This is a genomic window from Pantoea sp. USHLN298, assembly GCF_037149395.1.
Classification (GTDB): Bacteria; Pseudomonadota; Gammaproteobacteria; order Enterobacterales; family Enterobacteriaceae; genus Pantoea; species Pantoea astica.
Genome location: NZ_JBBCRO010000001.1, coordinates 859,081 through 873,982, shown reverse-complemented (window position 1 = coordinate 873,982; position 14,902 = coordinate 859,081). Strand labels below are relative to the sequence as shown.

The 14,902-nt window shown below is 58.1% G+C and carries 12 protein-coding genes; all 12 read right to left on the bottom strand.

From position 1 onward, the window contains the following. Positions 1-26 precede the first annotated feature (26 nt). On the bottom strand, positions 27-524 hold the full coding sequence (gene spy, locus WFK59_RS04160) for an ATP-independent periplasmic protein-refolding chaperone Spy (RefSeq protein ID WP_336755085.1): 498 nt from the start codon (positions 522-524) through the stop codon (positions 27-29). Between the two features lie 297 nt (positions 525-821). Further along, positions 822-1,817: a succinylglutamate desuccinylase gene (gene astE, locus WFK59_RS04155; RefSeq protein WP_233984500.1), complete on the bottom strand. Its 996-nt coding sequence runs from the start codon at positions 1,815-1,817 to the stop codon at positions 822-824. A gap of 50 nt (positions 1,818-1,867) precedes the next feature. Beyond that, complete coding sequence (gene astB / locus WFK59_RS04150) at positions 1,868-3,196, bottom strand: N-succinylarginine dihydrolase (protein ID WP_336755084.1); 1,329 nt, start codon at positions 3,194-3,196, stop codon at positions 1,868-1,870. Next, positions 3,193-4,662 carry a succinylglutamate-semialdehyde dehydrogenase gene (astD, locus tag WFK59_RS04145; protein ID WP_336755083.1) on the bottom strand — a complete coding sequence of 490 codons (1,470 nt, stop codon included), beginning with the start codon at positions 4,660-4,662 and terminating at the stop codon, positions 3,193-3,195. The genes astB and astD overlap by 4 nt, the downstream gene beginning before the upstream one ends. Next, on the bottom strand, positions 4,659-5,690 hold the full coding sequence (gene astA, locus WFK59_RS04140; protein WP_293000863.1) for an arginine N-succinyltransferase: 1,032 nt from the start codon (positions 5,688-5,690) through the stop codon (positions 4,659-4,661). Before astA ends, astD begins: the two co-directional genes overlap by 4 nt. Further along, a complete protein-coding gene (locus tag WFK59_RS04135; protein WP_336755082.1) occupies positions 5,687-6,907 on the bottom strand; it encodes an aspartate aminotransferase family protein in 1,221 nt (406 codons plus the stop codon). Before WFK59_RS04135 ends, astA begins: the two co-directional genes overlap by 4 nt. Before the next feature lie 1,108 nt (positions 6,908-8,015). Then, complete coding sequence (locus WFK59_RS04130) at positions 8,016-9,467, bottom strand: YchO/YchP family invasin (protein WP_233984505.1); 1,452 nt, start codon at positions 9,465-9,467, stop codon at positions 8,016-8,018. Between the two features lie 170 nt (positions 9,468-9,637). Then, a complete protein-coding gene (locus tag WFK59_RS04125; protein ID WP_336755080.1) occupies positions 9,638-10,435 on the bottom strand; it encodes an SDR family oxidoreductase in 798 nt (265 codons plus the stop codon). A gap of 11 nt (positions 10,436-10,446) precedes the next feature. Beyond that, positions 10,447-11,514 carry an ABC transporter permease gene (locus WFK59_RS04120; protein WP_233984507.1) on the bottom strand — a complete coding sequence of 356 codons (1,068 nt, stop codon included), beginning with the start codon at positions 11,512-11,514 and terminating at the stop codon, positions 10,447-10,449. Between the two features lie 226 nt (positions 11,515-11,740). Beyond that, a complete protein-coding gene (locus tag WFK59_RS04115) occupies positions 11,741-13,273 on the bottom strand; it encodes a sugar ABC transporter ATP-binding protein (RefSeq protein ID WP_336755079.1) in 1,533 nt (510 codons plus the stop codon). A gap of 10 nt (positions 13,274-13,283) precedes the next feature. Next, on the bottom strand, positions 13,284-13,895 hold the full coding sequence (locus WFK59_RS04110) for a DUF2291 family protein (RefSeq protein ID WP_336755078.1): 612 nt from the start codon (positions 13,893-13,895) through the stop codon (positions 13,284-13,286). A 49-nt stretch (positions 13,896-13,944) separates the two neighbouring features. After that, the gene (locus WFK59_RS04105; protein WP_233984510.1) at positions 13,945-14,880 is read right to left on the bottom strand and encodes a D-ribose ABC transporter substrate-binding protein; all 936 of its coding nucleotides are present in this window, start codon (positions 14,878-14,880) and stop codon (positions 13,945-13,947) included. Positions 14,881-14,902 lie beyond the last annotated feature (22 nt).

Here is a 14,902-nt window from a genome sequence, read left to right as displayed (position 1 = left end):
GTCTCAGACCGTTCGCTTAACGAAAATTATTCAGCGGGTGCGGCTGGCGGTGCCATTTTGTCATCGTGCGGACGTTTCTCAGTCAGACGCTTTTCAAAATTGGCGTTGTACTGCTTCTTCTGCTCTGGCGTCAGCACGTTATAGAGTTTGTTCTGGGTTTCCAGCATTTTCAGCGCATGATCTTTCGCATTGGCGGTCATGTTTTCCGCCTGCGCTTCAGCTTTGCTCTGATCGAAGCTGTCCGCGGCAACAATGCTGTGCATCGCACGGCGCTCTTCCAGCGACGGACGTTTCATCTCTTTGTGGCTCTCTTTCATGATGTCACGTATCTGGGTTTTCTGTGCGTCAGTCAGGTTCAGACCTTTAAACATCATCTCCATGCCGCCGTGACGCATTGGCGGTTTATGCATCGCTTTTTCACTGCCGGCCGGCGGTGGCGTCAGGTTATCAGCGGCGGCGTGAACGGCGCTGGCCGCGCCAAATGCCAGTGAAGAAGCCAGTAACAGGGAAGTCAGTTTGCGCATAATAGTGTCCTTATTATTGATTCGGGATTATGACGACAGCACTCTGTCGCGTCTTCGGAAACAAGCATACGATGCTGAACGTCAACTACTCAGAGGCTGAGTAAAGCCGTGAAAGCATAAAAGACAAAAATCCGGCAATCATGAAGAGAATGCGAAGAAAGGCGTGAGGAATTGCAAAACTTTATGAATTTAAAGCGAATCTGGCAGAAATCATGGAGAGGTGTGCGGGGAGTGTAAGGGTAATGGCAGGAAAGCGGAAGTAAAACTCCCGCCTGTTTTCGCTGAATTTGCCCGACGTCAGATCGGCAGCGCCTGAGTCTGTTCGCCCTCTTCAATCAGCATCAATCCGGCGCGCAGGCCGGCAGCGACATTGGGGTTGGGAAACAGAACATACTCGCGCGCCTGCTGGACGTAATAGCGGGTCTCCCCATCCTCCGCCAGCAGCGCGCCCTGCGGAAAGGCGGTGAAGTTGAGCGTTTCCGGTGACATGTGGAGCTGGAAATGTTCACTCAGCCGGGTAATCTGCTGCGCCACCCGATAGTGACGCGGTGTGGATGTCGCCGGTGGCAGCGCATCGCCATACAGCAGGGCCGCCAGCGCCTGCTGCGTCGCGCTGAACTGCGTGAGATCGTTCGCGCCAAACGGCAGCGCTTTGCCCAGCTCCAGCGTACAGCTGGCCGCCCCGAAGTGCTCGCAGCTGAAATGGGTAAAGGTACCGCCCGGCGAACGGTGGAATACCAGCGCCTCCAGACCGGCCGCCGCCAGCCATTTGAGAAACTCAGGCGGCCACGGACGCTCATTGTGCGGCATCACGCCGAAGCGTGGATGATAAGAACCGCGAATCGCGGTGTGCATATCAAGGTGCCAGCGTGTCTCATCGCATTCGCCGACCTGCCAGAAGGTCTCCAGTGTCTGCTCCAGACGCAGCACGCGACGGGCTTCGTCACCGTCATCAATCTGCTGCCAGCGTCCGCCAAACAGCCGGTTAATATCATAGCGAACGTAGCGTTTGCCGCTGCGTAGCGCCGAGGGATTGCCGAGGATCACCAGCATCCGCTGCTGCAGCGGCTTCTCGCCCCGCAACAGCGGATTAATCACCTGATTGAGAATTTCGACCGGCGCGGTTTCGTTACCGTGAATACCGGCTGACAATACCAGCGCCTGCTTAACCGGCACCGTCGGTTCCATTAACAGAATGCCGTGATACAACCACTGCCAGCGAAGATGCGCCGTTTCACCACTACGCTTACGCGGCGCCTCGCCGGACAGCGTTTGCTGTAAAAAGTCCTGCATCGTTCCTCCTTTGAGCCTGAAGTGAGCGGCAGCCGCTGATGCCGCGCCCTTCACTGCTGAAATGCATACACATTTCCTAAGTCTAGCAGCTTCGTTAATTCATCCAGCGCTTCACGTCCTTCGCGCAGTAACTGCGGATCGACCAGATCGGCCTGCGTCAGGCGATCGCGATAATGGCGATCAACCCATTGGTTCAGCCGGTTAAATAGCCGATCGTTCATTATTACAGCGGGATTCACCGCCTGCTGCTCCTGTGGCGTCAGCACCACCCGCAAACGCAGGCAGGCCGGTCCGCCTCCGTTATACATGCTTTCACGCAGATCAAACACCTTCAATGCCTTGAGCGGACCCTCACTCTCCACCTGCTCGCACAAATAGTCCCAGACGCCCGCATGCTGGCGCGACTCTTCCGGCAGCACCAGCAGCATACTGCCGTCAGGCTGGCTCAGCAGCTGGCTGTTAAACAGATAGGTGTTGACCGCGTCTTTGACCGATACCCGACTTTCCGGCACTTCCAGTGCCACAAATCCCGGCACCCGCGCCTGTAGCCGGGCCAGTAACGCAGGCTGGTCGACAAACGCCTGCTGGTGACAGAACAACATCTGCTGATTGCTCACGGCTATCACGTCATTATGAAACACACCCTGATCGATAACCGCCGGGTTTTGCTGCGCGAACATCACCTGTTCGGCCGGGAGCTGATGCAGTCGCGCCACCGCTTCACTGGCTTCGCGCGTCTGTCGGGCCGGATAACGCTGCGGCGCCCTGCCTTCATGGCTGCTGTCACGACCATAAACAAACAGCTGTAGGCCCGGCTCGCCATACGCGCCGCCGAGCCGGTTATGGTTGGCCGCGCCCTCATCACCAAACATCGCCACCTGCGGCAAGGCATCATGCACGCTAAAGTGGCGGCTATCGCGGAAGATGGCGCGCAACAGTAATGCGGTCTCCGGCGCTTCCATCGCCCGATGAAATTTATTATTGAGGTTAGCCACGGTCAGATGGACCCGCCCATCGCCACTGTCAGCCGACGGCGAGACCGTGGCGGCATTCGCCACCCACATCGCCGAAGCGGAGCTGGCGGCCGAAAGTAAACCTGGTGCGGTTTTTCCGGCGTGGGCCAGCACCTGCTCATCGCTGCCGCTGAAGCCTAACTGGCGCAGCGCGCCGATGTTGGGTCGCTCATGCGGCGGAATAACGCATTGCAGATAGCCCATATCCGCCAGCGCTTTCATCTTCAGCAGGCCCTGCTTTGCCGCCAGCCGGGGATTCGACGGCTGCAGCTGATTACGGGTCGAAGCCTCATTGCCAAACGACAAGCCGGCGTAATGGTGGGTTAAACCCACCAGCCCATCAAAGTTCGCTTCCACTGCACTCATTTCGCCGCTCCCTGAGGTGAAAAATCGAGTCCCGGCGAGAGTGTGGCAGGCAGCGTCAGATCCGCCGTTTCCAGCGAGGCCATCGGCCAGGCGCAGTAATCGGCGGCGTACCAGGCGCTGGCGCGATGGTTGCCTGACGCGCCAATGCCGCCAAACGGTGCGGTACTGGCTGCACCGGTCAGCGGTTTATTCCAGTTTACGATACCCGCTCGTGCCTCAAGCAGCAGCTGATCGAACTGGGCGCGGGAGGGCGAAATCAGGCCGCACGACAGACCGTAGCGCGTCTGATTAGCCAGCCGGATCGCCTGATCGTAATCGTCATAGCGAATCACGCCCAGCAGCGGGCCAAACACCTCTTCATCCGCCACGCCCGCGACATCGGTTAAATCGATAATGCCAGGCGTCAGCAGTGCGCTGTGGCGATCCGGCCAGCGCATCGCCAGCAGCACTTTGCCGCCCGCCGTCACCCGCTGTTGCCATTCCCCGAAAATCTTTTCCGCCGCGCCGGTCGAAATAACGCTGCCCATAAACGGCTGCGGCTCAGCGTTCCAGCCGCCCGGCTGCAAACGACCGGCGACCTCCACCAGACGCTGTAAAAACGCATCGCCCGCTGCGCCGCGTTTCACCAGCAGGCGACGGGCGCAGGTGCAGCGCTGACCGGCGGTAATGAACGCCGACTGCAACGCAATGTGGACCGCGGCGTCAATATCGGCCGGATCTTCAACAATCAGCGCATTGTTGCCGCCCATCTCCAGCGCCAGCATCTTTTCAGGCTGTCCGGCAAACTGGCGGTGCAGCTGGTAACCGGTATGCGCGCTGCCGGTAAACAGCAGGCCATCAATCTGGCTATCCGCAGCCAGCGCCTGACCGGTTTCCCGGCCGCCCTGCAGCAGCGCCAGCACACCGGCTGGCAGGCCGGCCGCCAGCCAGAGCTGCACGGTTTTCTCAGCCGTCAGCGGCGTCAGCTCACTGGGTTTGAACACCACGCAGTTACCGGCCAGCAGCGCCGGAACGATATGACCGTTCGGCAGATGGCCGGGGAAATTATAGGGACCAAATACCGCCAGCACCCCGTGCGGACGATGGCGCAGGCTGCTCTCGCCGTCCGCCTGTTCGCCAGTGCGGCTATGCCAGGCCTTCACCGAAATGGCAATTTTATTGATCATCGCGCCAACTTCAGTCAGCGCTTCCCAGCGTGGCTTGCCGGTTTCGCGGGCGATGGTTTCCGCCAGCTCAGCTTTGTGTGCTTCCAGCTGTGCGGCAAACTTTTCTACCGCTGCCTGACGCTCGGCAAACGGACGTCTGGCCCAGCCGGGAAAGGCCGAGCGTGCCGCCTCACAGGCGGCGCTGACCTGGGCTGGCGAAGCTGCCACGCCCTGCCACAGCGTATCGCCACTGACCGGGTCAGTTTTGACCAACGCCTCTGCTTCGCCGCGCAGCCATTGTCCATTAATCAGGTGGGTCATACTTTTTTCTCCTCACTGCAAAGCGGCACGACGCGCAGGCTATCGCCCGGCTGGCAGTGCAACGCCCGCATCTGTTCATCCGTCAGGTGCACGCAGTCGCCATCCGCTTCGGCCGGTATCAGCGCCACGCGAAACTGGCGATAATTGTGGTTAGCGACCAGGCACAGCGGCGCATCGTGGCGGTTTTCGCCCGATTCGGCGCAGCGCAGGCGGCTTTTGCGTACCGCCCGGATACGATCGATGTCGCACTCCAGCGTCGGGCCGCCGTCAAAGATGTCAACATAGTTGAGGTAGCGGAAACCTTCCGCCTCCAGCACGGCGCGGGCTGGCGCAGTTTTGGGGTGTACCTCGCCAATTACCGCCTGTGCCTCTGGCGACAGATAGTGAATATAGAGCGGATGTTTTGGCATCAGCTCGGCGATAAAGGATTTCTGACCGGTGCCGCTCAGGAAGTCCGCTTTGCTGAACTCCATCGAGAAGAACCGGCTGCCGACGCTCTCCCAGAATGGCGAATGTCCCTGCTCATCGCTGACGCCACGCATCTCAGCCACCACCCGATCCATGAAGCGTTCGCGGAAGTTAGCCATAAACAGAAAGCGCGACTTCGACAGCAGGTAGCCGTTTTTGCCGTCGCGGTAGTCCGGGTCGAGAAACAGCGTACAGAGCTCGCTGCTGCCGGTGTGGTCGTTACTCAGCGACAGCGTAGGCAGCGCGGCATAGACATTCAGCTCTTTGGAGGCGTGTACCTGGGTACCGACCCGGAAGTTATACCAGGGATCCTGCAGGCCGACCGCCACTTCAATGGCGCAAATGCCCACGGCCCGATTGTCCTCACTGTCGGCCAGCACAAACACGTAGCCCTGCTCGGCGCGCGGCAGCGTATCCTGCCAGGTTTGTAGCGATCGATCGATGCGCGCCTGCAACGTGGCGCTATCCACCGGCAGCGAGGTCAGCCCGCCGCCGGTTTTACCGGCCAGCGCCAGTAGCTGGCTCAGGTCGTCGCGTTCAACCGGACGGATCACCATCATGATGCGGACCCTCGTACCAGGCTTTCACACACCTCGGCGAAGCGCGCCATGCCCAGCTTCACTTCCTGCTCGCTGATGTTGAGCGCCGGCGCGAAACGCACCACACTGGCACCGGCAATCAGCACCATCACGCCCATTTCAGCCGCCGCGAGATTAATCTGCTTCGCTTTGCCGGCGAAATCGTCGTTCAGAACCGCACCAATCAGCAGACCCAGACCGCGCACCTCTTTAAACAGATGCAGCCGTTGGTTGATCTCATTAAGTGCCGCAACGATCCACTGGTGACGCTCGGTCACGCCCGCCATCAGGGCCGGTTGATTGATCAGCTCCATCACTTTTCCCGCCACCGCGCCAGCCAGCGGATTGCCGCCGTAGGTAGTGCCGTGGGTGCCGACACCCATCACCAGCGCGAGATCCTCACGCGTCAGCATCGCCCCAATCGGGAAGCCGCCGCCAAGCGCTTTCGCGCTGGTCAGCACGTCTGGCGTCACGCCGTAGTGCATATAGGCGTAAAGCGAACCGGTGCGGCCAACGCCGCTTTGCACTTCGTCAAAAATCAGCACCGCGTTGTGCTTATCGCACAGTTCACGCAGGCCACGCAGAAAGGCCGGTTCGGCCGGTACCACGCCGCCTTCGCCCTGAATCGGTTCGACGATCACCGCACAGGTCGTGTCGTTAATCAGGGTGGCCGCAGCGGCCAGGTCGTTAAAAGGCGCATGCTGGATATCTGGCGGCAACGGCGCAAAATCTTTTGAATAGGCGGGCTGACCGCCAGCCGAAACGGTAAACAGCGTGCGGCCGTGGAAGGCATTATTAAAGGCAACGATGCCGCTTTTAGCCGGGCCAAAGCGATCGTGCGCCACTTTACGCGCCAGCTTCAGCGCGGCTTCGTTCGCCTCAGCACCGGAGTTACAGAAGAACACCCGGTCCGCAAAGGTGGCGTCGATCAGCTGCTTAGCCAGACGCAGAATCGGCTCATTGGTATAACCGTTACCGGTATGCCATAAACGTGCGGCCTGTTCCTGCAACGCCTGCTGTAATGCCGGATGCGCATGGCCTAACGCATTGACGGCTATGCCACCGGCGAAATCGATGTAATCCTTGCCGTTCTGATCCCAGACGGTTGACCCTTCAGCGCGAACCGGCACAAAGGTGGCGGGCGCATACACCGGCATCATCCATTGATCGAAATCGTGACGCGAAACCTGCAGTGACATAACCGACTCTCCTGCTTACCCGGCTGGGTAAATATTTTGTTTTAAAATTGTTAAAGGATGTTGTGAAGCTGCTCTACTGTAGAGTGCAGATAGCGTGCCAGCCAAGGAGATTAATGCATAAAATCGTCCTGCAAACGGATTATCAATAACTTAGCCACTGACACTATTCACTTATTTTGCATATATAGTGAATAATTGTCTTATCGCAGCGGCAGCGCCGGGTTTTAATCAGCAGAATTATGCATTTATGGCAGGAAATATCGCTTTTGTGATCGCTGATAAATTATCTGTCCAAAAAAGGTCAACCGTTGCCCTGTTTTGGCGCAAAGGGCTACCAGACGGTGCAACAGAAGCGTGGCTATAAAGGGGTTATGCGGCGGAAGGCGTCAGGAAAGAGAAAAGTATCTTCGTATGGCCTGCCATATCAGCGAGGTGACCTCGCCGACGATGCCAGCCATTAACATTGTCGCAGCGCTGTGCGGCAGATATGCGGAATTGTGAAGCAAAACAGTGGGGTGAACCGGGTACTGATTAGGCTGAATCAGTGAATGCCTCGCATCTGATAAAGCGGATCACGGGTTCTGGGTAAGGAGGTTGGCGACTCAAAACGTTTCACTGCTTCCGCCTGTTGTTTCCTTTGCAGAATCTCATAATCCCTTTCCGGGTCCGTTGATTTTTCTATCGAAGAACAACCTGCGACTAACAGAGAACATAGCGGCAGAAGAAAGCGTATTTTCATGTGCAACTCGCTGAGGTGGCTTAAACATGGCGAGGTAACGACGAGACTGATGTCGATATCACTCTCATCTTCACGCCAGGTTAACCATGCTATAAGCGCATCGGATAAAGGTAATGCTGGCCCGACACGGAACAATTAGCCGATACGCCCGTTAGCAGGCACGCTTAAAGGCTGAGCCTGCGCCGGTTTATCTTCAGATCTGTAGCTTTTCACCTGGATATTGATGGGGTTATCGCCAGGACAAGTAACAACAGGCCATCAGATTAGCCGGTACCTTAGCGCAGGGCGCGGACGGCAGCGCTGCGGTATTTCACCTTACAACGCGACACATCAACGCAGCTGCAACAGTATTACACTTCAGCACGATGGCTACAGCGCCACACCCGAAACGCCGGCTGGTGCCATCAGATCGTAACGCTCATCCGGTGACGGCGGGTCCATTGCCATTGGCGGCTGGATTTTCAGGGTGATCCAGTTTGAGGTCACACGCTGCTGCTTGTTGTCTTCCAGCGTGACTGACAGCCGGTATTCGTTGCTGGCACCCGGCGAATCATCCCACTGCGGTAAAATGACGCTCCAGCCCTGCGGATCGGCATTATTGGCGGGCGGTGTCAGGCTCAGCGCCTGGGTATCGCCCTGCCAGCTAACGGCTTTAATCGGATTACTGGCGCGCACCTGCAGCTTCAGCGGCAGACTTTCACCGGCATTCAATTGCCACGGCGGCGTCGCGAGGAACACCGACAGGGTTTTGCGCTGGCGGAATGAGAGCACCGGCGTATCGCTGCGGGTCACGGTATCGTAACGACTGCCGCGCAGCGAGTGCGCTTCAGCAACGTTACTGGCATCCAGCTGGCGGCTCAGCGCCACACCGAAGCGGTAATTGAGCTTCAGGCCGAGCTGATCCTGACTTTCTCCGGCACTGCTGGTTTTATGGGTCGCGGACAGCGTCACCAGCGGCACCGGCGTATAGGAGAGGCCAAACGCCATTGCGGAGGGATTATGATAGCGGTTGCCGCTGTTAAACAGATCGACATTTTCGCCGAGATATTGCTGGTAGCTCACCGAGACGCCAAGCTGACGATAGAACGGCAGATAGCTCTGGCTGGTGATGTCGTAACCGCGCGCCATACGCTGCTGCTGTGAATCGCCGAGATTTTTCCAGCCTGACAGCGGCATATAGTAGTTGGCGGAGAGGCGCAGATTGTCGCTCCAGGCCTCGGTCCCCAGCGAGGCACGCTGCAGGCCGCTGCTGAAAATGCGATCGACAAAACCGTTGTAGCCCAGCAGCCAGTTGCCTGCATCCCAGCGTTGCCCCAGCCCGGCATTCCCCACCAGCCCGTCGCCGGTGTCGTGTACTCCGAGCTGGCTGAAGGTGAGCATACTGTTCTCATCGGCCAGCGCACTGAACAGATCGCCACCGGTGCCGGTAAAGTTACCGTTCATGTCCACCATCAGATCGAGCTGTGCGGTGCCGTACGGGGAGAGCAGTGACTGCCCTTCGCTCTCGACCCGATCGGCCACCTCATCACGCAGATGATTAAAGGCCCAGACGCCAGCCTGCTGTCCAAAGGAGACGTCACTGTCACTGTTGTTACTCGCTTCCCCAATACTTTTGGCGACCGCCGCCAGTTTTTTGCTCCACTCTTCATCCTGCTCAGCGCTGCTGCCCAGCGACGGCAATGCGTCCAGCGACTGACGATAGCGAGCAGGATCGTCAAATGGCGTTTCAGACACCTGTGTTTCGGTCTGGAGCGCGCGAACAGGCTGCAGCGTCAGCAGCACCGGTGCGAACAAAGAGAGAATCACTGTTTTTCGTATCATGTCACCAGGCATTCAGATTAAGGTTTAGTGGCAGCGGATGAAAAATAACGTGCCTTTACCTTACCATATTGTGACGGCGATACAGGACAGAGGTGACAAATCGTGCATATGCCAGAAAAATCTGACGCAAAAAAGGCCTGCCGCAGCAAGCCCGGAGTTAATGCGCATCCTCAGGAGAAAATTAATCCGCCATCGACATTGATCGTCTGGCCGGTGATGTAGCGCGCATCCTCAGACGCCAGAAAGGCCACCAGACCGGCGACATCCTCAGGCTGACCGGCGCGCTTCAGTGGAATATTTTGCACCCACTCCGCCATCAGCTCGCCCTTGCCGTAGGTTTTCTGATCGCTACTGAGGATTTCTCCCCAGACGCGGTCGTTGTAATCCCACATCTCACTCTCAATAATGCCGGGACAAAAAGCGTTGACCGTGATGTGCCAGGGTGCCAGTTCCAGCGCCAGGCTCTGAGTAATGCCGATGACTCCCATTTTGCTGGCGGCGTAGTGCGGCGTGTAGATGAAGCCCTGCCGTCCCTGTCCCGATGAGGTATTGATCAGACTGCCGCTGCGCTGCTTTACCATATACTTCGCCGCTTCGCGACAGCAGAGCCAGACGCCGGTGGTATTCACCGCCAGCACCTTCTCAAAATCACTTTTCGGCATCGTATCGAAGCGATCGATGGTGATCACGCCAGCATTCTGGATCGACACATCGATCTGGGCAAAGCGATCGGCAGCCTGCTGATAGAGCTGCTGCACCGCCGCCTCATCGGTGACATCCACCTGTAGCGCCAGAATCTCACTGCCGTATTGCTGCTGTAACTGCTCAGCGGTGGCGAAGACGCGGTCGGCGTTGGACACCATCACCAGCTTCGCCCCATCGCGGGCAAAGCGGGCTGCAATTCCGGCACCGATGCCGCGACAGGCACCAGTGATCACCACTGTTTTTCCACTAAAATCGCGGGTCATAAACACTCCTGTTAGCTGTGACGAATGTCAGAGAGCGGTGCCGCCTGTAACTTCTTTTCATGCCGACGTAACAGCACCACTTTGCTTTGCAGACGCTGCTGGAACTGGTCAATGACGACGGCGGTCACAATCACCAGCCCTTTAATTACCATCTGCCAGAAATCGCTGACGCCCATCATCACCATGCCGTCAGCCAGAAAGACAATCACGAAGGCGCCAATAATCGAACCGGAAACCCGTCCGCGTCCGCCCGCCAGCGCGGTGCCGCCCAGCACCGTGGCACCAATCGCATCCATCTCAAACATGTTGCCGGTCATCGGATGCGCCGTCTGTAGCTGAGAGGCCACCACCAGCCCGACCAGGCCAGCACACAGGCCAGAAAAGGCGTAGACAAACACTTTGACTTTGATAATCGGCACGCCCGCCAGCCGGGCCGCGGACTCATTGCCGCCGGTGGCGTAGATGTAACGCCCGAGCGGCGTTTTGCGCGTCAGGTAGAGCCCGAGCAGCAGGAAACCGATCATCAGCCAGATCGGGATGTAAACGCCCAGCACCGTGCCGGAGCCAAGCAGCGCAAAGCCGGTATTGCCGAGCGCCGGCAGCCCGACCAGATTGGCGTAGGTGCTGCCGTCGTTGAACAGCAATGCCGCGCCGCGCGCCACATACATCATGCCAAGGGTACAGATAAAGGGCGCCACGCCCAGCCGGGTAATCACCGTGCCATTGATGAATCCCACCAGCACGCCAAAGATCGCCACCACCAGAATCACTTCGGGCACGTTAAGAAACAGCGTATTCCCGCCCCACAACGGCACGCCGTTGGTGAGCAGCGCGCCCGCCACCATGCCGCAGATGCCCGCCACTGCACCCACCGAAAGATCGATACCGCCGGTCAGGATCACCAGCGTCATACCAATCGCCAGCAGGCCAGTAATTGCCACATGCTGAGTCATAATCAGCAGGTTGGAGGGCGTCAGAAAGTTCGGCACCATCACGCTGAAAAAGCCGACCACAATCAGCAGCGCGATAAAAGTGCGCGCCTTCAGCAGGTACATATAGAGCAGATATTTTTGGTTCATGAAGTTCTCCGGCCAGCTTAGGGCCTGGCCCACCAGGCGTAATGGTTGCAGGCAGTCTGGACACGGACAGCGCGGAACAACCAGCCGTACACGCAGTACGTGAGGATTACTCGCTGTGCTCGCCCCTTCAGGGCCGCCCTGACGGGCGTTCAGGTTGCTAAAGCAGCCTGTGTGACCACTGCCCAGCGTCAGACTGACAAATAAAATAGCCCGATGGACCAGGCTTTTAATCCTGCGGGGTTGATGCCGCAATCAGTTGTTCTCGCGTCGCCACGGCACGCGGCAAATCGGCAGTAATCCGGCCATCGGCCATCACCAGGATGCGGTCTGCCAGCGCCATCACCTCATCCAGTTCCGAGGAGGAGAACATGACCGCCAGCCCCTGTTGCGCCAGATTGCCAATCAGATGGTAAACATCGGTTTTTGCGCCGACGTCGATGCCGCGCGTTGGCTCATCCAGCAGCACCACCTGCGGACCGGTCATCAACGCTTTACCCAGCACCACTTTTTGCTGGTTGCCGCCGCTCAGCGCGGTGATCGGCAGTTCCGCGTCGCTGACCTTGATCGACAGATGCCCAATCATCTCATTCACCCGCTGATTCTCCTGAGCCGGCCTGAGCAGCCGCAGCGCATGGCGAAACCCGCGCAGGCTGAGATCGGAGAGCGTCATGTTGGCGGTGATCGACATCAGCTCCACCACGCCTTCCCCTTTACGGTCTTCCGGCACCAGCGCGATACCGCTTTTTAGCCGCTGCTGGAAGCTGCGTTTCGCCAGATCTTTACCCGCCAGCTGCACCTGACCTGACTGACACGGCATCAGGCCAATCAGCCCTTTAAACAGTTCGGTGCGCCCGGCACCCAGCAGACCGTAAATGCCAATCACTTCGCCTTTGCGCAGGGTAAAGGTCACGTCATTCAGGGTGTAACCGCCGTTCTGGTGCAGGGCAGTCAGGCCGTCAACCTGCAATACCGTTTCCCCCTGCGGAGCCGCCTGGTAATCGAACTGCTTCTTCTTATCACCCACCATCTGGGCGATAATCCACGGCACGCTTGCCTCTCGCACGTCGCGTTCGCTGATAAAGCGCCCATCGCGGAAGATGGTGATGTGATCGCCAATCTCCATCAGCTCCTCCAGCCGGTGCGAGATATAGATGATGGTGACGCCGCGCCGCTTGAGCTGAGCGATCACGTTAAACAGCACTTTCACCTCGGACTGACTCAGCGCGCTGGTCGGCTCATCCATGATCAATACCCGCGTATCCTTGGAGAGCGCGCGGGCGATCTCCACCAGCTGCTGATGACCGATGCCCAGCTCACCAAGGGGCGCATAAGGGTCAACATCCAGCTCCAGCCGCTCCAGCAGCGTCTTCGCCAGCGCATACTGATATTTTTCGTTGATCACGCCACGCTGGAAAAACTCGTTAGCGATAAAGATGTTGTCCATCACGTTCATGTTGGGGAACAGGTTCAGCTCCTGAAAGATGATACTGATGCCCTGCTTCTCTGCCTGATGGGTCGAGTTAAGCGATACCACCTTACCGTCCAGCAGGATCTCGCCGGATGAGGGCGTTTCGACCCCCGCCAGCATCTTCATCATGGTTGATTTGCCGGCACCGTTTTCGCCAATCAGCACGTTGACTTTATTGCGATAGACCCGGTAGTTAACCTGATCGAGTGCCGTAACGCCGGGATAGAGACGCGACACGTTGCGGGTTTCGATGATCACATCGCTGCTCTGCTGCGGTTGAAGATCTTGCATCTGCCGCTCCTTATTGCCGGCTGATCGACGCCGGGGTGATCTCCGGCAGCGACTGCGGGATGTCCCAGCTGCTGAACACGCCGACGACCGTCACCTTATCGCCCACGCCAGGCTTGAATGTCTGCATCAGGCTGGCCGCCTGCTGATTAATCGCTTTGCCGTAATCACCAAACAGCACCTGATCGTTAAAGTCCTGATAGCTCGCGCCCTTATAAGCATCACGCAGCGCGGTCCCGCGAATGATCGGCCCGATCTGAATAGTGACAGTGTCACCTGATTCATCTTTGACGCTCATCTTGCCGCTGCGGGAAGTGGTGTTTAGCGCGGTGACGTCACCACGAACCGTTACGCTGAATACGCACGGATTTTCCGCCTGGCTGCGGTAGCCATAGGATTGGCAGGCGCTGTCAAAATCTTTCGCCGACTGCAGCGACTTCATTAACACTGCCAGCGGTTTCGCCTCGGCCGTGAGCTGTGGCACCAGCTTTTGCTGCCAGACCTGATCGATGTTGGCCATCTGTGGATTGGGGGGATTTTTCAGCTCGGCCAGCTGTTGCTGCGACACAATCCGGCAGCCGCTCAGCAGCAGGACCCCCAGTGTCAGCCAGACTCTTCCGGACATCTTCTTCTCCCTGGCGCCCGCTCAGGCAGGCGCGGCGGCGATGAGTGAATTACGATTTGAAGTTGAAATCCTGTACGCCGCTGGCGTTATCCGGCGTAATCAGGATGCCGCGGAACATTACCCGCTGTTTCTCCGGTTTCGCCCCTTTCTGGATATAATTGTCGAGGTCGGTCACGCCCTGCGCCGCAATCGCCTGCGCCTGTAACATCACCGTGGCTTTCAGGGTGCCGGCCTTCACCGCATCCCGTTCGTCATTGCTGCCATCGATCCCCACCACAATCACATCGTTGCGTCCGGCTGCTTTCAGGGCGGCAATGGCCCCCAGCGCCACCGGTCCGTTACCGCAAATCACCCCTTTCACATCCGGATGCGCCTGCAGAATACTGTCCATGATCCGCTTGCCGTCGATCAGCGTTCCTTTGGCATCCTGGCGTGCCACGCTCTGCATATCGCTGTACTGATCCAGCACCTGATGGAACGATTTGGAGCGCGTCACGCAGTTATTGTCGGCCAGGTTACAGGTCAGCTCGGCGTACTTGCCCTTCTCACCCATCTTCTCGACAAACACGTTGGCGACGTCAGAACCGGCCTGGAAGTTGTTATGGGTGATCTGCGCCAGCGCCACGTCATCCACCGGAATTTCACGGTTGATCAGCACCACCGGAATACCGGCATCTTTGGCTTTTTTGATCGCCGCCACACTGGCGGTAGAGTCGGCGTTGTCCAGCACGATACCCTGCACTTTTTTACCGATGGCGGCGTCGATCAGTTCGCTCTGCTTCTTCACATCTTCGCCGTGCGACAGCACCGAGGTTTTGTAGCCCAGCGCCTGCGCTTTGAGGTTGGCGCCTTTGGCTTCCGAGGCGTAATACGGGTTATCGAGGGAGTTAACCAGAATCATAATGGTGCCTTTCTCGACGGCGAATGCCGCCTGCGAAACCAGACAGGCGGCCACAGCAGTGCACAGCAGGGTACGGTTTTTCATGATGTTCTCTCTTATCGTTATC